General features: G+C 71.8%; 18 protein-coding genes and 2 pseudogenes. 19 read left to right on the forward strand and 1 reads right to left on the reverse strand.

Features of this window, described 5'->3' with window-relative positions; genetic code table 11:
• The first annotated feature begins 251 nt into the window (after nt 1-251).
• The 19 genes and pseudogenes from DC008_RS28775 (at nt 252) to DC008_RS28860 (ending at nt 24,419) form a co-directional block, all read left to right on the forward strand.
• The gene (locus DC008_RS28775) at nt 252-1,574 is read left to right on the forward strand and encodes an OFA family MFS transporter (protein WP_108709452.1); all 1,323 of its coding nucleotides are present in this window, start codon (nt 252-254) and stop codon (nt 1,572-1,574) included.
• A complete protein-coding gene (locus DC008_RS36295; RefSeq protein WP_258873026.1) occupies nt 1,564-1,692 on the forward strand; it encodes an MFS transporter small subunit in 129 nt (42 codons plus the stop codon). Before DC008_RS28775 ends, DC008_RS36295 begins: the two co-directional genes overlap by 11 nt.
• A gap of 198 nt (nt 1,693-1,890) precedes the next feature.
• Nucleotides 1,891-2,829, forward strand: a complete 939-nt coding sequence (locus DC008_RS28780) for a beta-ketoacyl-ACP synthase III (RefSeq protein ID WP_108709453.1) — start codon at nt 1,891-1,893, stop codon at nt 2,827-2,829.
• A 142-nt stretch (nt 2,830-2,971) separates the two neighbouring features.
• Nucleotides 2,972-3,646, forward strand: a complete 675-nt coding sequence (locus DC008_RS28785) for a GntR family transcriptional regulator (RefSeq protein WP_108709454.1) — start codon at nt 2,972-2,974, stop codon at nt 3,644-3,646.
• A gap of 279 nt (nt 3,647-3,925) precedes the next feature.
• On the forward strand, nt 3,926-5,107 hold the full coding sequence (locus DC008_RS28790) for an ROK family protein (protein WP_055619298.1): 1,182 nt from the start codon (nt 3,926-3,928) through the stop codon (nt 5,105-5,107).
• 296 nt (nt 5,108-5,403) lie between these two features.
• Nucleotides 5,404-6,924, forward strand: a complete 1,521-nt coding sequence (locus DC008_RS28795) for a sugar ABC transporter ATP-binding protein (RefSeq protein WP_108709455.1) — start codon at nt 5,404-5,406, stop codon at nt 6,922-6,924.
• Nucleotides 6,921-7,940 (forward strand): ABC transporter permease, encoded by a 1,020-nt coding sequence (locus DC008_RS28800; RefSeq protein ID WP_108709456.1) that lies wholly within the window; start codon nt 6,921-6,923, stop codon nt 7,938-7,940. The genes DC008_RS28795 and DC008_RS28800 overlap by 4 nt, the downstream gene beginning before the upstream one ends.
• A 17-nt stretch (nt 7,941-7,957) precedes the next feature.
• A complete protein-coding gene (locus DC008_RS28805; RefSeq protein ID WP_108709457.1) occupies nt 7,958-8,995 on the forward strand; it encodes a substrate-binding domain-containing protein in 1,038 nt (345 codons plus the stop codon).
• Between the two features lie 202 nt (nt 8,996-9,197).
• A complete protein-coding gene (locus tag DC008_RS28810; RefSeq protein WP_108709458.1) occupies nt 9,198-10,430 on the forward strand; it encodes a Gfo/Idh/MocA family protein in 1,233 nt (410 codons plus the stop codon).
• A gap of 14 nt (nt 10,431-10,444) precedes the next feature.
• The gene (locus tag DC008_RS28815; RefSeq protein WP_108709459.1) at nt 10,445-11,443 is read left to right on the forward strand and encodes a sugar phosphate isomerase/epimerase family protein; all 999 of its coding nucleotides are present in this window, start codon (nt 10,445-10,447) and stop codon (nt 11,441-11,443) included.
• Between the two features lie 312 nt (nt 11,444-11,755).
• Nucleotides 11,756-15,432, forward strand: a pseudogene (locus DC008_RS28820) (ThuA domain-containing protein).
• Between the two features lie 86 nt (nt 15,433-15,518).
• A pseudogene (locus DC008_RS28825) lies at nt 15,519-16,816 on the forward strand (inositol-3-phosphate synthase).
• The gene (locus DC008_RS28830) at nt 16,813-17,751 is read left to right on the forward strand and encodes an SCO3242 family prenyltransferase (RefSeq protein ID WP_108709460.1); all 939 of its coding nucleotides are present in this window, start codon (nt 16,813-16,815) and stop codon (nt 17,749-17,751) included. The pseudogene DC008_RS28825 and the gene DC008_RS28830 overlap by 4 nt, the downstream one beginning before the upstream one ends.
• Complete coding sequence (locus DC008_RS28835; RefSeq protein ID WP_108709461.1) at nt 17,748-18,767, forward strand: sugar phosphate isomerase/epimerase family protein; 1,020 nt, start codon at nt 17,748-17,750, stop codon at nt 18,765-18,767. The genes DC008_RS28830 and DC008_RS28835 overlap by 4 nt, the downstream gene beginning before the upstream one ends.
• Nucleotides 18,764-19,552, forward strand: a complete 789-nt coding sequence (locus DC008_RS28840) for an EboA domain-containing protein (RefSeq protein ID WP_108709462.1) — start codon at nt 18,764-18,766, stop codon at nt 19,550-19,552. The genes DC008_RS28835 and DC008_RS28840 overlap by 4 nt, the downstream gene beginning before the upstream one ends.
• Before the next feature lie 25 nt (nt 19,553-19,577).
• Nucleotides 19,578-20,498 (forward strand): TatD family hydrolase, encoded by a 921-nt coding sequence (locus DC008_RS28845; RefSeq protein ID WP_108709463.1) that lies wholly within the window; start codon nt 19,578-19,580, stop codon nt 20,496-20,498.
• Nucleotides 20,499-20,501: 3 nt separating this feature from the next.
• On the forward strand, nt 20,502-21,671 hold the full coding sequence (gene eboE, locus DC008_RS28850; protein WP_108709464.1) for a metabolite traffic protein EboE: 1,170 nt from the start codon (nt 20,502-20,504) through the stop codon (nt 21,669-21,671).
• A complete protein-coding gene (locus DC008_RS28855) occupies nt 21,668-23,098 on the forward strand; it encodes an alkaline phosphatase family protein (RefSeq protein WP_108709465.1) in 1,431 nt (476 codons plus the stop codon). Before eboE ends, DC008_RS28855 begins: the two co-directional genes overlap by 4 nt.
• A gap of 115 nt (nt 23,099-23,213) precedes the next feature.
• A complete protein-coding gene (locus tag DC008_RS28860; protein WP_374207385.1) occupies nt 23,214-24,419 on the forward strand; it encodes a sugar phosphate isomerase/epimerase family protein in 1,206 nt (401 codons plus the stop codon).
• An 86-nt stretch (nt 24,420-24,505) separates the two neighbouring features.
• Here DC008_RS28860 and DC008_RS28865 read toward each other — a convergent pair whose 3' ends face one another.
• Complete coding sequence (locus DC008_RS28865) at nt 24,506-25,885, reverse strand: OFA family MFS transporter (protein WP_164492392.1); 1,380 nt, start codon at nt 25,883-25,885, stop codon at nt 24,506-24,508.
• Nucleotides 25,886-25,923 lie beyond the last annotated feature (38 nt).

Genomic DNA, 25,923 nt, shown 5'->3' on the forward strand with positions numbered 1-25,923 from the left:
CGAGGGAGTACCGCGGAGGTGGCTGTGCTGGAGAAGTTGGGATGGAAGAGAGGCGGGATGGGACGAGTCGAAGCTCGTCGACTGAATATTGTCTACAGTATGGATAGGGGGTCAGCAAGGGTCCGCGCACGCCTTGGCGCGGCAACGTGCGGTCGGCGGGCGACCGTTCGTCGCGTCCGGCATACCGTTCACCGCATACGGTCGACCCGTTGCCTTCTCAACCATCCCGGTGCTGCCTACCGTGCGGGATCATGAGTCCCCCCATGGCACCCGCGGGATGGAGCCGCTGGCTGGTTCCGCCCGCCGCACTCTCGGTCCATCTGTCCATCGGCCAGGCCTACGCCTGGAGCGTGTTCAAACCCCCACTGGAATCGGCCCTCGGCCTCAGCGGCACCCAGAGCGCGCTGCCCTTCCAGCTCGGCATCGTCATGCTCGGCCTGTCGGCCGCGTTCGGCGGCACGCTGGTGGAGCGCAAAGGGCCCCGCTGGGCGATGACGGTCGCCCTGGTCTGCTTCTCCTCCGGCTTTCTGCTCGCCGCGCTGGGCGCGGCCGTCGAGCAGTACTGGCTGATCGTGTTCGGCTACGGCTTCGTCGGCGGGATCGGCCTCGGCATCGGCTACATCTCGCCGGTGTCGACGCTGATCAAGTGGTTCCCCGACCGGCCCGGCATGGCGACCGGCATCGCCATCATGGGCTTCGGCGGCGGCGCCCTCATCGCCTCCCCGTGGTCGGCCCAGATGCTGGAGTCCTTCGGCACCGACAGCTCCGGGATCGCCCTGGCGTTCCTGGTGCACGGCCTGACGTACGCGGTCTTCATGCTGCTCGGCGTCCTGCTGGTCCGCGTGCCGCGCCCGGTGAAGACGGACGGTGGCGGGCCCGCCGTCCTCGACGGGCCGCAGGTGTCCGCGCGCAGCGCCGTGCGCACCCCGCAGTTCTGGTGCCTGTGGATCGTGCTCTGCATGAACGTCACCGCCGGCATCGGCATCCTGGAGAAGGCCGCGCCGATGATCACGGACTTCTTCGCGGACACCTCCACCCCGGTGTCGGTGTCGGCCGCCGCCGGCTTCGTCGCCCTGCTGTCCGCCGCCAACATGGCGGGCCGCATCGGCTGGTCGTCCACCTCCGACCTGATCGGGCGCAAGAACATCTACCGCGTCTACCTCGGCGTCGGCGCCCTGATGTACGCCCTGATCGCGCTGGCCGGCGACTCCTCCAAGCCGCTGTTCATCCTGTGCGCGCTGGTCATCCTGTCCTTCTACGGCGGCGGCTTCGCCACCGTCCCCGCCTATCTGAAGGACCTCTTCGGCACCTATCAGGTCGGGGCCATCCACGGGCGGCTGCTCACCGCCTGGTCCACGGCCGGCGTCCTCGGACCCCTGATCGTCAACTGGATCGCCGACCGGCAGGAGGAGGCGGGCAAGGACGGCTCGTCCCTCTACACCCTGTCCCTGTTCATCATGATCGGGCTGCTCGCCGTCGGGTTCGTCGCCAACGAACTCGTCCGGCCCGTCCACCCCCGCCACCACGAACCGGTGGCGCGGCCGCAGGAGAAGGAGGCCAGCGATGTCCGCTGACGACGCCCCGCCCGCCCGGCGCGGACTGATCGCCTTCTCCTGGGTGTGGGTGGGCGCACCGCTCGCGTACGGGCTCTACGAACTCGTCCGCAAGGCGACGCAGCTGTTCACGGGCTAAGGGCTGTACCGGGAATCACGGGACAGCCCCTGAGGGCTGTCCCGTAGGTTCCGCGAGGCTCGACGGGCGCCCGGCGGTCCTGCAAGAAGCGGACAACGTGGGCGCCCGTTTCCTGTGGCATCACGTGCCGTCGTACTGGTGAGTCACTGATCAGACTGGTGTGTCCCGCTACCCGAGGTCCGAGGGGATCACCATCATATGAACGGCTCGCGCATCGTCGCCGTCGGCCACTACCAGCCCGCGCGCGTCCTCACCAACGAGGATCTGGCGGGCATGGTCGACACCAGTGACGAGTGGATCACCTCGCGGGTCGGCATCCGCACGCGCCACATCGCCGGACCCGACGAGCCGGTCGACGAACTCGCCGCCCACGCCGCCGCCAAGGCGCTCGCGGCGGCCGGTCTCACGCCCGCCGACATCGACCTCGTGCTCGTCGCGACCTCCACCGCCGTCGACCGCTCGCCCAACATGGCAGCGCGCGTCGCGGCCCGGCTCGGCATCCCCTCGCCGGCCGCCATGGACATCAACGTCGTCTGTGCCGGCTTCACCCACGCGCTGGCCACGGCCGACCACGCGGTGCGGGCGGGCGGGGCCACCCGCGCGCTGGTCATCGGCGCCGACAAGATGTCCGACGTCACCGACTGGACCGACCGGACGACCTGTGTGCTGGTCGGGGACGGGGCGGGCGCCGCCGTCGTGGAGGCGTCCGGCGAGCAGGGGATCGGGCCGGTGCTGTGGGGCTCGGTGCCCGAGATGGGGCACGCGGTGCGCATCGAGGGCCAGCCCGCGCGGTTCGCCCAGGAGGGCCAGAGCGTCTACCGCTGGGCGACGACCAAGCTGCCCGCCATCGCCCGCGGCGCCTGCGAGCGCGCGGGATACGCCCCCGAGGACCTCGCCGCCGTCGTCCTGCACCAGGCCAACCTGCGCATCATCGAACCCCTCGCGCAGAAGCTGGGCGCGGTCAACGCGGTGGTCGCGCGCGATGTCACCGAGTCCGGCAACACCTCGGCGGCGAGCATCCCGCTGGCGTTCTCCAAGCTCGTGGAGCAGGGGCGGATCTCCAGCGGCGACCCGGTGCTGCTCTTCGGCTTCGGCGGCAACCTCTCCTACGGCGGACAGGTCGTCCGCTGCCCCTGACGGCGGCCGGATGTGGCCGACTCCTCAGTTTTCCGGACCCGAGTGCGCCGTAGACTGTAGACGAAAGACAATCGATACGGGCTCGCGCTGACGGCCGGCCACGGGGGCGCAGTCGCCCGGTGTTCGCCCAGGAGGGGAACCGATGTTGTCGACAGGACTGCCGCAGGGCGCGGTGCCCAAGCTCGAACGGCCCGGCCCACTGCGCGACCGCGTCTACGAGGCGCTGCTCGAACTCATCACCACCCGCGCTCTCCAGCCGGGGCAGCATCTGGTCGAGAGCGAACTGGCGGGCCATCTCGGGGTGTCGCGGCAGCCGGTGCGGGAGGCGCTGCAGCGGCTGAACACCGAGGGCTGGGTCGATCTGCGCCCCGCGCAGGGCGCGTTCGTGCACGAGCCGACCGAGGAGGAGGCCGACCAGCTCCTGACGGTCCGTACGCTCCTGGAGGCCGAGGCGGCCCGGCTCGCCGCCGCCCACGCGGACAGCGCCGGTATCGCCGCGCTGGAGGAGCTGTGCGCCCAGGGCGAGCAGGCCGTCGCCGACGACGAGGTGGACACCGCCGTCGCGCTCAACGCCCGCTTCCACACGGCAATCATGGAGCTCGCCGGGAACACGGTCCTCGCCGAGCTCGCCGCCCAGGTCGACCGGCGGGTGCGCTGGTACTACACCCCGATCGCCCGGCAGCGCGGCCACCAGTCCTGGATCGAGCACCGCGGGCTGATCGCCGCCATCACCGAGCGGGACGAGGCCCGGGCGACCCAGCTGATGCGCGAACACACCGAGCACACCCGCCGGTCGTACCACCAGCGGGGCCGGTGACGGCCTCCGGCGACCGGAGTTCCACGCGTGCACGGACCCCCGTGACGGCCCCGCGGCCGGCACGGGGGTCTCTCTTCGTCCGGTGAGCGGCTCGTCCCGCGAGTGCCTTTGCTCTGTCGGCAGCTTTGTCCTGTGAGTGGAAAAAGTTGACGGCAATCTCTGCTCAAGTTCTTCCCACTCCCGGCGGCCACTGCTACGTTCCCCTCGAAAGCACGGCCACCGCGGTGGCCGGATTCCGGCACTCAGGCCGATCGAGGCGGGGAGGGGCACGTGAGACGCATGACGGCGCGACCCGCGAACGCCCATCAGGCCCGGCTGCTCAAGCTGCTGCGGGACGGAGGGCCCAACTCCCGGGCCCAGCTCGGCGATCAGATCGACCTCTCCCGGTCCAAACTGGCCGTCGAGGTGGACCGCCTGTTGGAGACGGACCTCGTCGTGGCCGACGGACTCGCCGCCTCGCGCGGCGGCCGGCGCTCCCACAACATCCGGCTCAACCCCGGGCTGCGCTTCCTCGGCGTCGACATCGGCGCGACCTCGGTCGACGTCGCCGTCACCAACGCCGAACTGGAGATCCTCGGGCACCTCAACCAGCCCATGGACGTCCGCGAGGGCCCGGTCGCGGTCTTCGAGCAGGTCCTGTCGATGGCCGCCAAGCTCAAGGCCTCGGGGCTCGCCGAGGGGTTCGACGGCGCCGGCATCGGCGTCCCCGGACCCGTCCGCTTCCCCGAGGGCGTCCCCGTGGCGCCGCCGATCATGCCGGGCTGGGACGGCTTCCCCGTACGGGAGGCGCTCAGCCAGGAGCTCGGCTGCCCGGTCATGGTCGACAACGACGTGAACCTCATGGCGATGGGGGAGCAGCACGCGGGCGTAGCACGGTCCGTCGGCGACTTCCTCTGCGTCAAGATCGGCACCGGCATCGGCTGCGGCATCGTCGCGGGCGGTGACGTCCACCGCGGTGTCACCGGCAGCGCGGGCGACATCGGGCACATCCAGGCCGTGCCCGACGGACGTCCGTGCGCCTGCGGCAACCGCGGCTGCCTCGAGGCGCACTTCAGCGGGGCGGCCCTCGCCCGGGACGCCGTCGAGGCGGCCGAGCAGGGACGGTCGGTGGAGCTCGCCTCCCGTCTGGAGGCGAACGGCACCCTCACCGCCGTCGACGTCGCGGCGGCCGCCGCCGCCGGTGACGCCACCGCGCTCGACCTGATCCGCGAGGGCGGCAACCGGGTCGGGCAGGTCATCGCCGGACTCGTCAGCTTCTTCAACCCCGGCCTGGTGGTGATCGGCGGCGGTGTGACCGGCCTCGGCCACACCCTGCTCGCCGCCATCCGCACCCAGGTCTACCGCCAGTCGCTGCCCCTGGCGACCGGCAACCTCCCCATCGTCCTGGGCGAGTTGGGCCCCACCGCCGGAGTCATCGGCGCGGCCCGCCTCATCAGCGACCACCTGTTCTCACCCGCCTAGGCACGCGCCGGCCCCCGGGCCGGCCCCGGCACCACCCGCCCGGTCACCCGCCGGGCGGCGGCTCCACCCGCACGCCAAGCACTGCCTCGCCGCACCGAAGCCGCACCAGAGCCGCACCACCCGTACCGCCTCGCCGCACAGAGCCGCACCACCCGTACCGCCTCGCCGCACAGAGCCGCACCACCCGCACTGCCTCGCCGCACAGAGCCGTACCACCCGTACCGCCCCGTCTTGCCCCGCCCTGCCCTGATCCGCCCTGCCCTGAATCCGGCCCGCATGCCCGCCAAGGGGACCTCATGGCACCAGAACCACCGCTGCTCACCATGAACGGCATCACCAAGTCGTTCCCCGGAGTCCGCGCCCTCGACGGCGTCGACCTCGACGTCCAGGCCGGTGAAGTCCACTGCCTGCTCGGCCAGAACGGCGCCGGCAAGTCCACGCTCATCAAGGTCCTGGCCGGCGCCCACCAGCCCGACACCGGCACCATCCGCTGGCGCGGCGAGGAGGTCACCCTCCGCTCGCCGATCGCCGCGATGCGCCTCGGCATCGCCACCATCTACCAGGAACTCGACCTGGTGGAGCATCTGTCGGTCGCCGAGAACGTCCACCTCGGGCACGAGCCGACCACCGCCGGCTTCATCGTGCGCGGCCGGGCGGCGCGGACCTCGACGGCCGAGCTCCTCAAGCGGCTCGGGCACCCCGAGATCGATCCCGGACGGCTGGTCGGCGATCTGTCGGCCGCGCAGCAGCAGATCGTCTCCATGGCCCGCGCCCTCTCCCACGACGTCCGGCTCATCGTGATGGACGAGCCGTCCGCAGCCCTCGACCCCGACGAGGTCGACAACCTCTTCCGGATCGTCGGCGACCTCACCGCCGAGGGCGTCGCCGTCGTCTACATCTCGCACCGGCTGGAGGAGATCCGCCGGATCGGCGACCGGGTGACCGTCCTCAAGGACGGCCGGGCCGTGGCCGGCGGACTGCCCGCCAAGTCCACGCCGACCCGTGACGTCGTGGCGATGATGACGGGACGCAACGTCGAGTACGTCTTCCCCGAGCGGCCCGTGCGGGACGCGGCCGGCGGCGACCCGCTCCTCGAGGTCCGCGGCCTCGCCCGCGACGGCGAGTTCGAGGCCCTCGACCTGACCGTGCGGCCCGGGGAGATCGTCGGGCTCGCCGGACTCGTCGGCTCGGGACGCTCCGAGATCCTGGAGACGATCTACGGCGCCCGGCGGCCCACCGCAGGCCAGGTCCTCGTCGACGGGCGCCCGCTGCGGCCGGGCAGCGTACGGGCCGCCGTACGCGCCGGACTCGGGCTCGCCCCCGAGGAACGCAAGGCGCAGGCCCTGCTGATGCTGGAGTCCGTCACCCGCAACGTGTCCGTGTCGTCCATGTCCCGCTTCGCACGCGGCGGCTGGATCGACCGGGCCGCCGAACGCGGCGCGGCCCGCGCCGCCACCCGCGAACTGTCCCTGCGCCCCGACAACCCGTCGGTGCCGGTGCGCACCCTGTCCGGCGGCAACCAGCAGAAGGCCGTCCTGGCCCGCTGGCTGCTGCGCGGCTGCCGTGTCCTGCTGCTCGACGAACCCACCCGGGGCGTCGACGTCGGCGCCCGCGCCGAGCTGTACGCGGTCGTGCGGCGGCTGGCGGACGAAGGGCTGGGCGTGCTGCTGGTCTCCAGCGAAGTGCCCGAGGTGCTGGGGCTCGCCGACCGCGTCCTGGTGCTGCGCGAGGGCCGTGTCGTCCACACGGCCCCCGCCCCCGAACTCGACGAACACCGCGTACTCGACCTCGTCATGGAAGGAAGCCCGGCGTCATGACGCAGCACGCCTCCCCGCCGCGGGACAGCACCGACAAGGTGCCCCCGACCGGTGCGGCGCCCGCCTGGCGCGGCCTGATGGCCCACGCCGACGTGCGCACCCTGTCCCTGCTCGGCGTCCTCGCCGCGCTGATCCTCATCGGCGGCATCACCAAGCCGGACGAGTTCCTCGACACCCGCAACCTCCAACTGGTGCTCACCCAGGCGTCCGTGATCGGTGTCGTCACCGTCGGCATGACCTTCGTCATCATCTCCGGCGGCATCGACCTCTCCGTCGGTGCGATCGTCGCTCTGGCCTCGGTGTGGGCGACCACGGTCGCCACCCAGGAGTACGGCTTCGCCGGCATCCTCTTCACGGCGGTCATCGTCGGAGTGGGATGCGGGCTGGTCAACGGGGTGCTGATCGCCTACGGCGCGATGGTGCCGTTCATCGCGACGCTCGCCATGCTGGCCTCCGCGCGCGGCCTGGCGCTGCAGATCACCGACGGCAAGACGCAGATCGTCACCATCCCCTCGGTCCTCGACCTCGGTGAGCGCGACGCCTATGTCCTCGGCATCCCGCCGCTGGTCATGGTGTTCGCGGTCGTGACGATCATCGGCTGGCTGGTGCTGAACCGCACCACCTTCGGCCGGCGCACGGTCGCCGTCGGCGGCAACCCGGAGGCGGCCCGGCTCGCCGGCATCGACGTCCGCCGCCAGCGCCTCTACCTCTATCTACTGTCCGGACTGTGCTGCGGCATCGCCGCGTTCCTGCTGATCATCCTGTCCGGCTCCGGTCAGAACACCAACGGCAACCTCTACGAACTCGACGCCATCGCGGCCGCGATCATCGGCGGCACGCTGCTCACCGGAGGCCGCGGCACCATCGTCGGCTCGGTGCTCGGCGTCCTGATCTTCACCACCATCACCAACATCTTCGCCCTGAACAACCTGCAGAGCGACGTCCAGCAGATCGCCAAGGGCGCGATCATCGTCGCCGCCGTGCTGGTCCAGCGCCGTACCGCGAGCACGACCTGAGGAAAGGGTTCACCGCCATGCCAGAGTTCACCAGCCGCAGAGGGCTGCTGTTCGGAACCGCCGCCGTGGGCGCCGGAGCCCTCCTCACGGGCTGCACGAGCAACGAGTCCAAGGACGAACCGGCCGCGAACGACCAGCCGGCCGCCGACGACAAGCCCGGCAAGCAGGTCACCATCGGCTTCGCCGGACCCCAGGCCGACCACGGCTGGCTCAACGCGATCAACGACAACGCCAAGAGCCGCGCCAAGAAGTACTCCGACGTGACGCTGGAGATCACCGAGGGCTCCAACGACACCGCCCAGCAGATCGGCCAGATCGAGACCCTCATCAACAAGAAGGTCGACGTCCTGGTGATCCTGCCCGCCGACGGCAAGGCCCTCACCCAGGTCGGCCTGAAGGCGATGCGCGCCGGCATCCCGGTCATCAACCTCGACCGGATCTTCAACACCCCGCAGGCGTACCGCTGCTGGATCGGCGGCGACAACTACGGGATGGGCCTCAACGCCGGCCACTACATCGGAGAGAAGCTCAAGGGCAAGTCCGACGCCAAGGTCATCGAGCTGGCCGGCCTGGACAACCTGGAACTGACCAAGCAGCGCACCCAGGGCTTCGACGACGCCCTGAAGAACTACCCGAACATCAAGAAGGTGGCCCGCCAGGCCGCCGAGTTCACCGTCGAGTCCGGTCAGTCCAAGATGGCCCAACTGCTGCAGGCGCAGTCGAAGTTCGACGCGCTGTGGAACCACGACGACGACCAGGGCGTCGGCGCCCTGCGCGCCATCGAGCAGGCCGGCCGCGACGACTTCCTCATGGTCGGCGGCGCCGGAGCGCTCTCCGCCTTCCAGGCCATCAAGAAGGACGACGGCGTCCTCAAGGCCACGGTGCTGTACCCGCCGACCATGGCCGCGTCCGCCATCGACCTGGCCCGTGTGCTGGGCCAGGGCAAGGGCGTCGGCGGCATGGCCGAGTTCGAGATCCCCGCCTCGATCACGCTCTACTCGGCCGTCGTCGACAAGGACAACGTCGACCAGTACATGTCCACCGGCTTCAAGTGAGGCGCCCCCTGCCCGACGGGGACGGGGAGTCCGTCGGGCAGGGCCGGGGGCGGCCGGGGCGGGCACCGGCCGGCGGGCACACCGCCGGCCGGCGCGCGGCGGACGGCACACGGGCCGGCGTCCCGGCCCGTACGCGCGTCGACCGGGGTCCCGGCACGCCCCCCACCCCCCACCGCGGCACGACGACGAGGAGGACTATCGCATGGGACAGCCGCAGCAGCCCGGCCAGGCCGAGGCGGAGGCAGGGGCCGCCGGGTCAGGCGCACCGCCCCTGCGCGTCGGCATGGTCGGGTACGCCTTCATGGGCGCGGCCCACTCGCAGGGCTGGCGCACCGCGGGCCGGGTCTTCGACCTGCCCCGCACCCCGGTGCTGGCCGCGATCTGCGGCCGGGACGCCGGCGCCGTACGCGCCGCCGCCGACCGGCACGGATGGGCGTCGGCGGAGACCGACTGGCGCACCCTGATCGCCCGCGACGACATCGACCTCGTCGACATCTGCACCCCCGGCGACAGCCACGCCGAGATCGCGCTCGCGGCGCTCGCCGCCGGCAAGCACGTCCTGTGCGAGAAGCCCCTGGCGAACACCGTCGAGGAGGCCGAGGCGATGGCCGCGGCGGCCGCACGGGCGCAGGCCGCCGGCCAGGTCGCGATGGTCGGCTTCAACTACCGCCGGCTGCCCGCCACCGCGCTGGCCCGCGACATGGTCGCCGAGGGACGGCTGGGCCGGCTCCGCCATGTGCGGGTCACCTACCTCCAGGACTGGCTGGTGGACCCGCAGTTCCCGCTGACCTGGCGGCTGCGCAGGGAGTCGGCCGGGTCCGGATCGCTCGGCGACCTCGGCGCGCACATCGTCGACCTCGCCCAGCATCTCGCGGGGGAGCGGCTGACCGGGGTGTCCGCTGTGACGGAGACCTTCGTCCGGGAACGCCCGCTGCCCGGCGGCGCGGCGAGCGGACTGTCCGCAGTGGAGGCCGGCGAGGCCACCGGCGCGGTCACCGTGGACGACGCCGCCCTGTTCACGGGCCGCTTCGCATCCGGCGCGCTCGCCTCCTTCGAGGCCACCCGCTACGCCACCGGCCGCAAGAACGCCCTGCGCATCGAACTGAACGGCGAGCACGGCTCGCTCGCCTTCGACCTGGAGCGGCTCAACGAACTCGAGTACCACGACGGCCGGGAGCCGGGCACGCACGCCGGGTTCCGCCGCATCCTCGTCACCGAACCCGACCACCCCTACCTGGACGCCTGGTGGCCGCCGGGCCACGGCCTGGGCTACGAGCACTCCTTCGTGCACCAGGCCCGCGACCTGGTCCACGCCGTCGCCGAGGGCCGCTCGCCGCAGCCCACGTTCGCCGACGGACTCCAGGTGCAGCGCGTCCTCGCGGCGGTCGAGGAGAGCGCCGAGAAGAACTCCGTCTTCACCCCGATAGCCGTCTGAGGAGGCCAACGAGAATGCCGCGCACGTTCACGCTGTTCACCGGCCAGTGGGCCGACCTGCCGCTGGAGGAGGTCTGCCGGCTCGCCCGCGACTTCGGTTACGACGGGCTGGAACTCGCCTGCTGGGGCGACCACTTCGAGGTCGACAAGGCGCTGAGCGACCCCGGGTACGTCGAGTCCCGGCACCAGCTCCTCGACAAGTACGGCCTGAAGTGCTGGGCCATCTCCAACCACCTGGTGGGCCAGGCCGTCTGCGACGCCATCATCGACGAGCGCCACCAGGCGATCCTGCCCGCCGACATCTGGGGCGACGGCGAGGCGGAGGGGGTGCGCCGGCGGGCCGCGGAGCGGATCAAGGACACCGCGCGCGCCGCCGCGGCCTTCGGCGTGGACACGGTGATCGGGTTCACCGGCTCGGCCATCTGGCATCTGGTCGCCATGTTCCCGCCCGCCCCCGAGTCGATGATCGAGCGGGGGTACGAGGACTTCGCCGAGCGCTGGAACCCGATCCTTGACGTCTTCGACGCCGAGGGCGTGCGCTTCGCCCACGAGGTCCACCCGAGCGAGATCGCCTACGACTACTGGACGACCGTACGCACCCTGGAGGCGGTGGACCACCGGCCCGCGTTCGGGCTGAACTTCGACCCGTCGCACTTCGTGTGGCAGGACCTCGACCCGGTCGGCTTCCTGTGGGACTTCCGCGACCGGATCTACCACGTCGACTGCAAGGAGGCCCGCAGGCGGCTCGACGGGCGCAACGGCCGGCTCGGCTCCCATCTGCCCTGGGGCGACCCGCGCCGCGGCTGGGACTTCGTGTCGGCCGGGCACGGGGACGTCCCCTGGGAGGACGTCTTCCGGATGCTGCGGTCCATCGACTACAAGGGGCCGATCTCCGTGGAGTGGGAGGACGCCGGCATGGACCGGCTGCAGGGCGCCCCCGAGGCCCTGAGCCGGCTGAAGGCCTTCGACTTCGAGCCGCCCAGCGCGTCCTTCGACGCCGCGTTCAACAGCTGAGCCAGTAGCCGGCCGCAGGCCGGGGACGGGGATCGGCGACACCGCCGATCCCCCCTCCGACCTGCGCGGATACGGCTTTGTCCTCGGATGGGAAAAAGTTCAACCGAATCGGGTGCAAGGGGTGTTCGCCCCGCACGGACCCGGTTACCGTCCTTGAGGTGTTCAGGACACACCTATCTCCGGGGTGACGGCGCACCCCGGCGCCCGCACCGCACGTCTCCAGCACCCACCCGTACGGCCCCATTCCGTTCCCGGAGGGACTTCGCGCACAGAACCGGACTCAGAGACACCCGCACCCCCAGGCGTCGCACACTGCGCACCACCGTCGCCCTGTTCACCGGCCTGCTCCTGGCCGTCGGTACCCCGGCCACTGTCGCCGGCGCCCAGCCCGGCCAATCGGAGCAGGCGGAACCCGCCGCCGCCGAGGGCCAGTTCCAGCAGGTGCCGCTCGCCAAGGGCGAACCCGAGATGGGCGAGCCGATGTCGCTCGCCGTGCTCCCCGACCGCAGCGTCCTGCACACCTCGCGCGACGGCACGCTGCGCCTGACCGACCAGGGCGGCGTCACCAAGATCGCCGGCCGCCTCGACGTCTACAACCACGACGAGGAGGGCCTCCAGGGCGTCGGCGTCGACCCGGACTTCAAGAACAACCGGGCCATCTACCTGTACTACGCCCCGCCGCTGGACACCCCGGCCGGCGACGCCCCCGAGACCGGCACCGCCGACGACTTCAAGAAGTTCGACGGCGTCAACCGCCTCTCCCGCTTCACGCTGAACGCCAACGGCACCCTGAACCTGGCCAGCGAGAAGAAGGTCATCGACGTCGCGGCCTCCCGCGGCATCTGCTGCCACGTCGGCGGCGACATCGACTTCGACGCCGAGGGCAACCTCTACCTGTCCACCGGCGACGACACCAACCCCTTCGCCTCCGACGGCTACACGCCCATCGACGACCGGCCGAACCGCAACCCGGCCTTCGACGCGCGCCGCAGCTCCGGCAACACCAACGACCTGCGCGGCAAGATCCTGCGCATCAAGGTCGCCGAGGACGGCTCGTACACCGTCCCCGAGGGCAACCTCTTCCCGCCGGGCACCGAGAAGACCCGCCCCGAGATCTACGCGATGGGCTTCCGCAACCCGTTCCGGATGAGCGTCGACGACAAGACCGGCATCGTCTACGTCGGTGACTACGGCCCCGACGCCGGCACCGCCAGCCCCACCCGCGGCCCGGGCGGCCAGGTCGAGTTCGCCAAGGTCACCAAGGCCGCCAACTTCGGCTGGCCGTTCTGCACCGGCGACAACGACCCGTACGTCGACTACGACTTCGAGACCGGCGCCTCCGGTGAGACGTTCGACTGCGACGCCCCGAAGAACACCTCGCCGCACAACACGGGCCTGACCGAGCTGCCGCCCGCGCAGCCCGCCTGGATCCCGTACGACGGCGGCTCCCTGCCCGAGTTCGGCAGCGGCTCCGAGTCCCCGATGGGCGGCCCGGTCTACCGCTACGACCCCGACCTCGACTCCAAGGTGAAGTTCCCGGAGGAGTTTGACGGCGACTTCTTCGCCGGCGAGTTCGGCCGCCGCTGGATCAAGCGGATCGAGCAGAACGAGGACGGCTCGGTCGCGAAGATCAACGACTTCCCGTGGACCGGCACCCAGATCATGGACATGGAGTTCGGCCCCGACGGCGCGCTCTACGTCCTCGACTACGGCGTCTCCTGGTTCCAGGGCGACGAGCACTCCGCGCTGTACCGGATCGAGAACGCCGAGGACGGCTTCTCCCCGATCGCCGAGGTGAGCGCCGACAAGACGTCCGGCGCGGCCGGCCTCAAGGTCAACTTCACCGGCTCCGCGAAGGACGCCGACTCCACCGACCTCACCTACAGCTGGGACTTCGGCGACGGCACCAAGGGCGAGGGCCTGACCCCCACCCACCAGTACAAGAAGGTCGGCACCTACAGCGCGACCTTCACCGCCAAGGACCCCGAGGGCAACACGGGCAACGCCAGCGTCCGGATCGTCGTCGGCAACACCGAACCCAAGGTGCGCATCGACATCCCGGGCAACGGAGCGCTCGCCGAGTTCGGCAAGCCCGTGCCGTTCAAGGTGACGGTCACCGACCCCGAGGAGACCGTCGACTGCTCCAAGGTCAAGGTCGTCTACAGCCTCGGCCACGACTCCCACGCCCATGAACTCACCAGCGAGATGGGCTGCGAGGGCACCCTGACCCCGCCCCCGGTGACGGCGGGCACGACCCCAACGCCGACATCTACGGCGTCGTCGGCGCCAGCTACACCGACGGCGGGGCCAACGGCCAGGAGGCCCTGACCGGCACCGCCCGCACCGTGCTCCAGCCGCTGCACCGCCAGGCCGAGCACTTCACCGCCCAGTCCGGCGTCAACACCTTCGACAAGGCGACGGCCCACGGAGGCAAGACGGTCGGGGACATCAACGACGGCGACTGGATCTCCTTCAGCCCCTACCGTTTCGACGGGCAGAAGAAGATGACCGTACGCGCCTCCTCCGGCGGCTCCGGCGGCTTCATCGAGCTGCGCACCGGCTCGCCCGACGGACCGCTGCACGGCTCCGCGTACATCCCGCCGACCGGCAGCTGGGACACGTTCCAGGACGTCGACGTGCCGCTGAGGGCCCTGCCGAAGAAGACCACCGAGATCTACCTGGTCTTCAAGGGCGGCGAGGGCGCCCTGTACGACGTGGACGACTTCGAGTTCTCCACCCAGCCGTTCAAGGGCGGCAAGAAGGTCCTCGTCTTCTCGAAGACCGCCGGCTTCCGGCACGACTCCATCCCGGCCGGCGTCGCCGCGCTGAAGGAGCTCGGCGCCCCGTCCGGCATCACGGTCGACGCGACCGAGGAGGCCCGCCAGTTCACCACCACCAACCTCGCCAAGTACGACGCGGTGGCGTTCCTCTCCACCACGGGTGACGTCCTGAACGCCGAGCAGCAGAAGGCGTTCGAGGACTATGTGGCCGGCGGTGGCGCCTACATGGGCATCCACGCCGCCGCCGACACCGAGTACGACTGGGAGTTCTACGGCGGACTCGTCGGCGCCTACTTCCAGTCCCACCCGGCCATCCAGAAGGCCACCGTCCGCGTCGAGGACCACGACCACCCGGCCACCGCGCACCTGGACGAGACCTGGGAGCGCACCGACGAGTGGTACAACTACCGCACCAACCCGCGGGAGAAGGCCAAGGTCCTCGCCACCCTGGACGAGACCACCTACCAGGGCGGCACCATGAAGGGCGACCACCCGATCGCCTGGTGCCAGACCTACGGCGGCGGCCGCTCCTTCTACACCGGCGGCGGCCACACCAAGGAGTCCTACGCGGACGAGGCGTTCCGCGCCCATCTGCTCGGCGGCCTCCAGTACGCCACCGGCCAGGTCAAGGCGGACTGCAAGCCGGACAAGGGCTACCGGAAGATCTTCAACGGCCAGACCCTGGACGGCTGGAAGCAGGCCGGCCCCGGCAGGTTCGTCGTCAAGGACGGCGGGGTCATGGACACCGAGGGCGGCATGGGCCTGCTCTGGTACCAGGCCAAGGAGCTGAAGTCGTACTCGCTCAAGCTCGACTGGAAGATGAGCGGCGACGACAACTCCGGTGTCTTCGTGGGCTTCCCGGCCTCCGACGACCCCTGGTCCGCGGTCGACAAGGGCTACGAGATCCAGATCGACGCCACGGACGCGCCCGACCGCACCACGGGCTCCGTCTACTCGTTCAAGTCGGCGAACATCAAGGCCCGTGACCAGGTCCTGCGGCCGCCCGGCCAGTGGAACTCCTACGAGATCAAGGTCCAGGGCGAACGCCTCCAGGTGTTCCTCAACGGAGTCAAGATCAACGACTTCACCAACAAGGACCCCGAGCGGAGCCTGACCGACGGCTACATCGGCCTGCAGAACCACGGTGCCGACGACCAGGTCTCCTTCCGCAACATCCAGCTGAAGGAACTGCCCGTCCAGGGCGACTGAACGGCGGCGGGCGGGGGACGCCGGACCCCCGCCCGCCGTCCCTCGCCCTCCCCCCCCGGTGTTCGCGCACGACCAGGAGGCTGCCCATGTCCGCGTCCGCGTCCCCTTCCGCGCCCCAGCCCCGCCCGCGAACGGGGGTGTGGCTGATCGGAGCCCGCGGCTCCGTCGCCACCACCGTCGTCACGGGGTGCGCCGCCATCGCCGCCGGACTGCACCCGCCGACCGGCATGGTGACCGAGACCCCCGCCTTCGCCGACAGCGGCCTGCCCGCCCTGTCCGACCTCGTCTTCGGCGGTCACGACACCCTCGACTGCCCGCTCCCCAAGCGCGCCGAGACCCTGACCGCCGGGGGAGTCCTCCCACCCGGCGTCGCCACCGCCGTGGCCTCCGAACTCGCCGCCGCCGACCGTGAGATCAGGCCTGGCGGCCCCACCCGCGGGGACACCCGGACCGAGGCCGAACTGATCGACGCGTTCGCCGCCGACATCCGCGACTTCACCCGCCGCCACGGCCTGGAGCGGACGGTCGTGGTCAACGTCGCCTCCACCGAACCCGCTTCCGAAGGCCGCGCGGGCGCGCCCCTCCCGGCCAGCACCCTCTACGCCCTCGCCGCCCTTCGCGCCGGCTGCCCCTACGTCAACTTCACCCCGTCCGAGGGCATGCACCACCCCGTCGCCGCCCGCGAGGCCGAACGCAGCGGCCTGCCGTACGCCGGCCGGGACGGCAAGACCGGGCAGACCCTGCTGCGGGCCGTGCTGGGCCCGATGTTCGCCCAGCGCGCCCTGACCGTCCGGGCCTGGTCCGGCACCAACCTGCTCGGCGGCGGCGACGGCGCCGCCCTCGCCGACCCGGCCGCCGCCGCCGCGAAGAACGCCGGCAAGGAACGCGTCCTCGCCGACACCCTCGGCACCGTCCCCGAGGGCGAGGTCCACATCGACGACGTCCCGGCGCTCGGCGACTGGAAGACCGCCTGGGACCACATCGCCTTCGACGGCTTCCTCGGCACCCGTATGGTCCTGCAGACCATCTGGCAGGGCTGCGACTCGGCCCTCGCCGCCCCCCTCGTCCTCGACCTGGCCCGCCTCACCGCCCGCGCCCACGAAACCGGCCTCTCCGGCCCGCTGGCCCCCTCGGCTTCTACTTCAAGGACCCACAGGGGGACGGACCGGCGAGCTTGGGGGAGCAGTACGCGGTGTTGACGGGGTGGGGGGAGCGGCTCGGGGCGGGGGAGGGGATGTCGTCCGGGGAGCGGTTGCCTTCCAGGGAGCGGTTGTCCTCGGCTGACGCCGGTCGCTCGGGCTCGGGGTCTGCGGGCTCCGACTCCGCGGGTTCCGACTCTGTCGGCTCCGAGTCCGCCGACTCCGTCGCGGAGGGGCGTTCGTGAGCCGTCGCCGTGCCTGGGCCGAACTGCTGCGCCTTCCGGCCCTGTTCACCGTCCCCGGTGACGCCCTGAGCGGTGCCGTCGCCGCCGGGGCCCGGCCCGGCCCCCGCACCCTGCTCGCCATCGGCTCCTCCCTCTGCCTCTACGAGGCCGGCATGGCCCTCAACGACTGGGCGGACCGCGCCGAGGACGCCGTGGAACGCCCGCACCGCCCGCTCCCCTCCGGCCGCATCCGGCCGTCCTCCGCCTTCACGGCGGCCTGCGCCCTGACCGCCGCCGGTCTGGGCCTCGCCGCCGGCGCCGGCCGCCCGGCCCTGGCGGTGGCGACCCCGCTGGCCGCCACCGTCTGGGCGTACGACCTCGGCCTGAAGCACACCCCCGCCGGGCCCGTCGCCATGGCCGCCGCCCGCGGCCTCGACCATCTCCTCGGCGCGGCCGCCACCACCGGCCGCCCCCGCGCGGCCCTGCCCTCGGCGGCCCTGCTCGGCACCCACACCCTGGCGGTGACGGCCGTCTCCCGCCGCGAGACGCAGGGCGGCACGTCCCTGCCACCCCTGGCGGCCCTGGGGGCCACGGCTGTGCTGGCGCGGTTGGTGGCGGGCGGGAGGCGCGAGGAGGCTGCCGGGGCGCAGGGTGCTCCCTCCCTGCGAGGCGGTGGTTCCCAGCGGGGCCCCCTGCGGGGCGGCCCCACCCCCGCCCAAGCCCTGCGCACCGCCCTGGCCGCCACCTACGCCGTCACCGCCGGGCGCCCGTACGCACACGCCGCGCTCAACCCCTCACCGCCCCTCACCCAGCGGGCGGTCGGCGGCGGCATCCGGGCCACCATCCCGCTCCAGGCGGCACTCGCGGCCCGCGCCGGAGCCGGGCTCACCGCCCTGGCCATCGCCGCGCTCGCCCCGCTCGGGCGGAGGTACGCGAAGAAGGTGAGCATCACATGAGCTCCTGGCCCGATCCGTTCCCGGCCCCGGTACGGCCCGCCGGGGGAGCCGCCGGCCCGGAACCGGCACAGCCCCCTGCGCCAGCCTCCGCCACCGCCCCTCCCACCCCCCTCCGTTTCGGCTACGGCACCAACGGCCTCGCCGATCTCCGGCTCGACGACGCACTCGGGCTGCTCGCCGACCTCGGGTACGACGGGCTCGGGCTGACGCTCGATCACATGCATCTCGACCCGTACGCCCCGGACCTGGCCGCGCGCACCGCCCGTCTCGCCCGCCGACTGGCCGAACTCGGCCTCGGTGTCACCGTGGAGACGGGCGCCCGCTATGTGCTCGACGCCCGCCGCAAGCACGGCCCCTCGCTGCTGGACCCGGAGCCCGACGGCCGCGCCCGCCGCGTGGACCTGCTGCTGCGGGCCGTCCGCGTCGCCGCCGAGCTCGGCGCCCACGCCGTGCACTGCTTCAGCGGCGTCCTCCCACCCGGCACGGACGAGGACACGGCGTGGAAGCGCCTGACCGACAGCCTCGCCCCGGTCCTGGACACCGCCGCTGCCGCCGGCGTCCCCCTCGCCGTCGAACCGGAACCCGGCCACCTCGTGGCCCGCCTCGACGACTTCCACCGGCTGCGCCGCATCCTGGGCGACCCGGCCCCGCTCGGGCTCACCCTCGACATCGGCCACTGCCAGTGCCTGGAAGCCGACTCTCCCGCCGACTGCGTACGCGCCGCCGCGCCCTGGCTGCGCCATGTGCAGATCGAGGACATGCGGCGCGGCGTCCACGAGCATCTGCCGTTCGGGGAGGGGGAGATCGACTTCCCTCCCGTCCTCGCGGCCCTCGCCGCGACCGGCTACCAGGGCCTGACCGTCGTCGAACTGCCCCGCCACTCCCACGCCGGCCCTCACCACGCCGAACTCTCCCTCCCGTTCCTCCGCCGAGCCGAGGCCACCGCCCTCGCCTCATCCGTCCCCGTCCCCTCTCACGGCGATCCCTCCGCCACCCCCGAAGGGAGCACCTCATGACCCACCCCCGCACCAGCCCGGCGACCCCGGGCGCGGACACCGCCGCCGACCCCCTCACGGACCACGCCACCGGCGCCGGACCCAGACCCGCGGCCGGCCCGAGCCAACCGGTCCCCGGCACCACGGCCCCCGACACCACGACCCTCGCCGCCACCACCCCCGCCGAGCTGCGCGACCACGTCACCGCCCGGCTCGACGACCCCGCCCGCGGCTGGCTGCGCCGCGCCCTCGACGAGGCCACCGCCCACCCGGGCACCCACGGGCCCATCTCCGTATGGGAGCTGCGCATCGCGGAGGCCGGCCGCCGCTGCGGTCCCGAGCACGCCGACGCCGCCCGCGTCCTCATCCTGCACGCGGCCCGCGCCGACGCCGAGGCGCTCAGCCGGGTCTACTACCAGGGCACCGGCGCCGAACGCCGCGCCGTCCTGTACGCCCTGCCGCACCTGGTGCCCGGCCCCGAGGGACTGCCGCTCGTCGAGGACGCCCTGCGCACCAACGACACCCGGCTCCTCACCGCCGCCGTCGGCCCCTACGCCGCCCGGCACCTCGACGCCCACCAGTGGCGGCACGCCCTCCTGAAGTGCCTGTTCACCGGGGTGCCCGTGGACGCCGTCGCCGACCTGGACCGCAGGGCCGAAGGCGACACCGAACTCGCCCGCATGCTCACGGACTACGCGGCCGAGCGCACCGCCGCCGGCCGTACCGTCCCCGCCGACCTGCACCGCGTGCTGACCTTGACCGACCCCCCAGCCACCCCCTCCGCGCCCGCCGCCGACCACGGCTGAGCGCACCCGACGGCAAGGAGTCCCGATGCGCCTCTTCGACCCCCACATCCACATGACGTCGCGCACCACCGACGACTACGAGGCCATGTACGCCGCCGGTGTCCGTGCCGTCGTCGAACCCTCCTTCTGGCTCGGCCAGCCCCGCACCTCTCCCGCCTCCTTCCTCGACTACTTCGACGCCCTCCTCGGCTGGGAGCCCTTCCGCGCCGCCCAGCACGGCATCGCCCACCACTGCACGCTCGCCCTCAACCCCAAGGAGGCGAACGACCCGCGCTGCGTCCCGGTCCTCGACGAACTTCCCCGCTACCTCGTCAAGGACCAGGTCGTCGCCGTCGGCGAGATCGGCTACGACTCGATGACCCCCGCCGAGGACACCGCTCTCGCCGCCCAGCTCGAACTCGCCGCCGCCCACGAACTGCCCGCCCTGGTCCACACCCCGCACCGCGACAAGCTCGCCGGCCTGCGCCGCACCCTCGACGTCGTCCGCGAGTCCGCCCTGCCCGTCGACCATGTGCTGATCGACCACCTGAACGAGACCACCGTCAAGGAGGCCAAGGACAGCGGCTGCTGGCTGGGCTTCTCCGTCTATCCCGACACCAAGATGGACGAGGAACGGATGGTCGCCATCCTGCGCGCCTACGGCCCCGAGCGGGTCCTGGTGAACTCCGCGGCCGACTGGGGCCGCAGCGACCCCCTCAAGACCCGCAAGGTCGCCGATCTGATGCTGGCCGAGGGCTTCGACGAGGACGACGTCGACCGCGTGCTGTGGCGCAACCCCGTCGCCTTCTACGGGCTGAGCGGCCGCCTCACCCTCGACGTGACCACGACGGACGCCACCCACGAGGGCAACTCCATCCTGCGCGGCGTACCGAAGGACCCCGGCGCACCGAGGGATTCCGATACACCGGCCGACCGGCCCGAGGCGTCCGCCGTCCCGGGGGCGTGACCCATGCGCTTCCGCCACCCCGACGGCTCCACCGTCCACCTCGCCTACTGCACCAACGTGCACCCGGCGGAGACCCTCGACGGCGTCCTCGCCCAGCTGCGCGACCACTGCGAGCCCGTCCGCCGCCGACTCGGACGCGACCGCCTGGGCATCGGCCTCTGGCTCGCCAAGGACGCCGCCCGGGCCCTGGTCTCCGACCCGTCCGCCCTGCGCGGACTGCGCACCGAACTCGACCGGCGCGGACTGGAGGTCGTCACCCTCAACGGCTTCCCCTATGAGGGGTTCGGCGCCGAACAGGTCAAGTACCGCGTCTACAAACCGGACTGGGCCGACCCCGAGCGCCTGGAACACACCACCGCCCTGGCCCGGGTCCTCGCCGGCCTGCTGCCCGACGACGTCACCCGCGGCACCATCTCCACCCTGCCGCTGGCCTGGCGCACCGCCTACGACGACCGGCGTGCCGAAGCCGCCCGCACCGCCCTGGCCACCCTCGGCGAACGCCTCGACGCCCTCCAGGAACTCACCGGCCGGGACATCCGCGTCGGCCTCGAACCCGAACCGGGCTGTGTCGTCGAGACCACCGGCGACGCCCTCGCCCCGCTCGCCGCCATCGGACACCCCCGTATCGGGATCTGCGTCGACACCTGCCACCTCGCCACCTCCTTCGAAGATCCGCACACCGCCCTGGACGCCCTCACCGCGGCCGGCGTCCCCGTCGTCAAGTCCCAGCTGTCCGCCGCGCTGCACGCCGAACACCCGCACCTCCCCGAGGTCCGCGAGGCCCTGGCCGCCTTCGACGAACCCCGCTTCCTGCACCAGACCCGCGTCGACACCGCCGCCGGCCTGCGCGGCACCGACGACCTCGGCGAGGCCCTCACCGGTGACGCCCTGCCCGACGCCGCGCCATGGCGCGCCCACTTCCACGTACCGCTGCACGCCGAGCCCGCGGCGCCCCTCACCTCCACCCTCCCCGTGCTCAAGTCCGTACTGACCCGGCTGGCCGGCGGACCCAGGCCGCTCACCCACCACCTCGAGGTCGAGACCTACACCTGGCAGGCCCTGCCGCCCGAGCTGCGGCCCCGCGCCCGCAACCAGCTCGCCGACGGCATCGCCGCCGAGCTCACCCTCGCCCGCGACCTGCTGACCGACCTCGGCCTGAAGGAGCTGCCATGACCGAGCGACTCGACCCGTCCCCCGGGCACGGCGACCCCTCCGGCGCCGGCGGCCGCCCCACGCCCCTCCTCGTCCTCGACGTCGTCGGCCTCACCCCCCGTCTGCTGCACCACATGCCCCACCTCAAGAAGCTCGCCCAGTCCGGCTCCCAGGCACCGCTCGGCACCGTCCTGCCCGCCGTCACCTGCGCCGCCCAGTCCACCTTCCTCACCGGCACCCACCCTTCCGAGCACGGCATCGTCGGCAACGGCTGGTACTTCCGCGAACTCGGCGACGTCCTGCTGTGGCGCCAGCACAACGGACTGGTCTCCGGCGACAAGCTGTGGGACGCCGCCCGCCGCGCCCACCCCGGCTACACCGTCGCCAACATCTGCTGGTGGTACGCCATGGGCGCCGACACCGACATCACCGTCACCCCCCGCCCCGTCTACTACGCCGACGGCCGCAAGGAACCCGACTGCTACACCCGGCCCCCGGCCCTGCACGACGAACTCACCGACAAGCTCGGCACCTTCCCGCTGTTCCACTTCTGGGGTCCCGGCGCCGACCTGGTGTCCAGCCGCTGGATCATCGACGCCACCCGGCACATCATGCGGACCCGCGACACCGACCTGACCCTGTGCTACCTCCCTCATCTCGACTACGACCTGCAGCGCTTCGGCCCCGACGACCCGCGCTCCCTGCAGGCCGCCACCGACCTGGACACGGCCCTCGCCCCGCTCCTGGACGACGCCCGCGAGCAGGGCCGTACCGTGGTCGCCCTCTCCGAGTACGGCATCACCCGCGCCGACCGGCCCGTCGACATCAACCGGGCCCTGCGCCGCGCCGGACTCCTCGAGGTGCACACCCAGGACGGCATGGAGTACCTGGACCCGATGGCGTCCCGCGCCTTCGCCGTCGCCGACCACCAGATCGCACACATCTACGTCCGCAGGCCCGAGGACCTCGACGCGACCAGGGAAGCCCTGAAGGACCTGCCCGGCATCGAGCGGCTCCTCGACGACGAGGGCAAGAAGACCCACCATCTCGACCACCCCCGCGCGGGCGAACTGGTCGCCGTCGCGGAGCCCGACGCCTGGTTCACCTACTACTACTGGCTCGACGACGACCGCGCGCCCGACTTCGCGCAGCTCGTCGAGATCCACCGCAAACCCGGCTACGACCCGGTCGAACTCTTCATGGACCCCCTCGACCCCTACGTCAAGGTGAAGGCCGCGACCGCGCTCGCCCGCAAGAAACTCGGCATGCGCTACCGCATGGCGGTCGTGCCCCTGGATCCGTCACCTATTCGAGGCAGCCACGGCCGCCTCCCCGCGAGCGACGACGAAGGTCCGCTCCTCATCTGCTCCACCCCCCGCGCTGTCGGAGACCGCGTCGCGGCCACCGACGTCAAGCAACTCCTGCTCCGGCTCGCCGGACTCGGCTGACACCGCACGACGCACGGCCGCCGAAATCCGACTACCGAGAGTGAAACACACGGCACTGACAACGGCCCGTCCCGGCGCCATCGGGACCGGCCACGACCGAGAAGGCAGGGCACCCGTGACCCCGTACTCCCAGCACTCCGATCCCTCCGGCACCGCGGCCGAGCCCCTCACCGCCACCCCCGACGAGGCGCTGCGCCGCAGCCTCGGCGTGGGCCGCCGCCGCTTCCTCAGCACCTGCACCGCCGTGGCCGCCGGCGCCGTCGCCGCCCCGGTCTTCGGCGCCGCCCCCGCCCTGGCCCAGGACCGGGGCAGAGACCACGGCCATGACCACGGCCGCGGCCAGGTGCTCGTACCGCCGCACAAGCGCGGCATCATCCTCTACACCGTCCGCGACGCCACCGCCCGCGACCCGCTGGCCAGCGACCTGCCGTCCGGCTTCCGCGAGGTGTTCAAGCAGCTCGCCCGGCACGGCTACCGGCAGGTCGAGTTCGCCGGTTACAACCAGCACGCGAACGCCCCCGGCGGCGCCGGCCTGGAGTCGGTCGAGGGCGCCAGGCTCCTGCGCCGCTGGCTCGACGAGTACGGGCTGCGCGCCCAGGGCAACCACGGCTTCATCCCGTCGTCCTGGCCGCTGACCGAGGCCGACAAGGACACCTTCAAGAAGCACCTGGAGATCGCCAACATCCTCGGCATGGACCACATGGGCACCGGCGGCGACCCCACCGGCAGCTCCTACCGCGCCGACTGGGACGTGGCCGCCGACAAGTGGAACGCTCTCGGTGAGATAGCCCGCCGCGAGGGCATCAAGCTCTACACCCACAACCACGACAGCGCCTACGGCTTCCTGCTCGACGGCGGCCCGCTGGACGACCAGGGCCGCCCGACCCGCAGTTCGGGCATCCGGAAGCTGGAGTACTTCCTCAAGGTCACCGACCCGAAGGTGGTCTGGCTGGAGATGGACATCTTCTGGGCGCACGTCGCCCAGTACAAGTTCCACACCTACACCGCGCACGACGGCTCCACCCGCAAGAGCGTCTTCGACCCGGCGGCCCTCGTCGCCCGGCACAACAAGCGCTACCCGCTGTTCCACGCCAAGGACGGCGTCGTCAGCACCACCAACGGCATGGGCTGGGACATGGTGCCGTTCGGCACCGGCGACATCGACTACACGACGTTCTTCTCCCGCGTCGGGCTGAGCAACTACCGCAACCCGATGGTGGAGGACGACAACTCCCCGAGCGCCACCGACCCCGCGCAGTCGCTGCGCGAGGCCAAGATCAGCTACGACAACATGGCGGCCCTGCGCAAGCGGCGCTGCTGAGCGGCACGCGACGCGGACCGGGCGGTCCCTCCCGAGGTGCGGGAGGGGCCGCCCGGTCCGTGCGGTGGTGCGGAGAGGTACCCGGCTCAGCCCTCCCCGAGCGGGCGGGGGTTCGGCGTCACCTTCTTGCTCTTCGTGCGCCCCGGCGGTTGCAGGAACAGCGCGACCACTCCGGCGAACAGCGAGATACCGCCCGCCAGCCCGAAGGCGCCGTTGAAGCCCCACGCGGCGACGACCATGGAACCCATGCCCGCGCCCAGGCCGGAGACCAGCTTGGAGCTGTAGACCATCCCGTAGTTGGTGGCGTTGTTGTTCTCACCGAAGTAGTCCGCGGTCATCGCCGCGAACATCGGGAAGATGGCGCCGCCGCCGAAGCCGGAGATGGCCGAGAAGATCAGGAACAGCGGCAGGTTCTTGATCTCCGCCGACCAGATGATGCCGAACTGGGCCAGCCCCAGGATGAGACACACGTACAACAGGCATTGCTTGCGGCCGTAGAGGTCGGACAGCCAGCCGATCACACCGCGCCCGGTGCCGTTGACGATCGCCTTCAGCGACATGGCGGTGGCCACGATGCCGGCCGCGAAGCCCGCGTCCTCGCCGATGTCGACCTGGAACGCGATGCCGAAGATGTTCACGCCGGAGGTGCAGGCGAGACAGAACCACATCAGCGCGACCCGGCCGGTCTTCCAGGCCTCAAGGGGTGAGTACTGCTTGACGGCCGGCGGGTTCTTCTCCAGCGAACGCCGGGCCCGCGGGTCGTCCGGCGGGTTCAGCGGGTCGATGGTGTCGGGCCACCAGTTCTTCGGCGGGTCACGGAAGAAGAACCCGGCGACGGCCACCACCGCGGCAAGGAACAGACCGCAGGAGACCAGCACCCAGCGGAAGTTCGAGCCGTCCATGTAGCCGTGGAAGATGAAGACGAACGGTACCGAGCCGTAGGCGAAACCGCCGTTGACGAAGCCGGTCTTGCCGCCCTTGCGCTCCGGGTACCACTTGCCGACCATGTTGACGCAGGTCGCGTACACCATGCCCGCGCCCATCCCGCTGAAGACGCCGAACCCGAGGAAGGCGAGGGCGACATGCGGCGCGAAGGCCAGCGACAGATAGCCGAGCAGCGTGCCGACCGCACCCAGCATCATCGCCCACCGCGCGGGCAGCTTGCCGTTCTCCCGCAGCCGTCCCGCCGGGAAGGCCACCGCGGCCTGGCAGAACACCCAGGCGGTCATCATCCAGTAGATGCTGCTGCTGGACCACTGGTGGGCCTCGTGCAGCGTGTCCTCGGCGGACGCGAAGGCGTACTCGGCGGACGAGATGCCCATCATGCCCACCCAGGGCAGGATCACCATCCACTTGCGTTTGCGGCCCATGATGTCGACGTCGGTCTCGCCGACACGGTAGACGCGTCCGTTCCTGTCGGTCACCTCCCGGTAGGTGGCGACCCGCGTAACGTCGGTAGTTGTCACGTTGTTTGCACCCCTTGCGTCGAAAGTTCTGGCCAGCG

This window comes from Streptomyces nigra (assembly GCF_003074055.1).
Taxonomy (GTDB): domain Bacteria; phylum Actinomycetota; class Actinomycetes; order Streptomycetales; family Streptomycetaceae; genus Streptomyces; species Streptomyces nigra.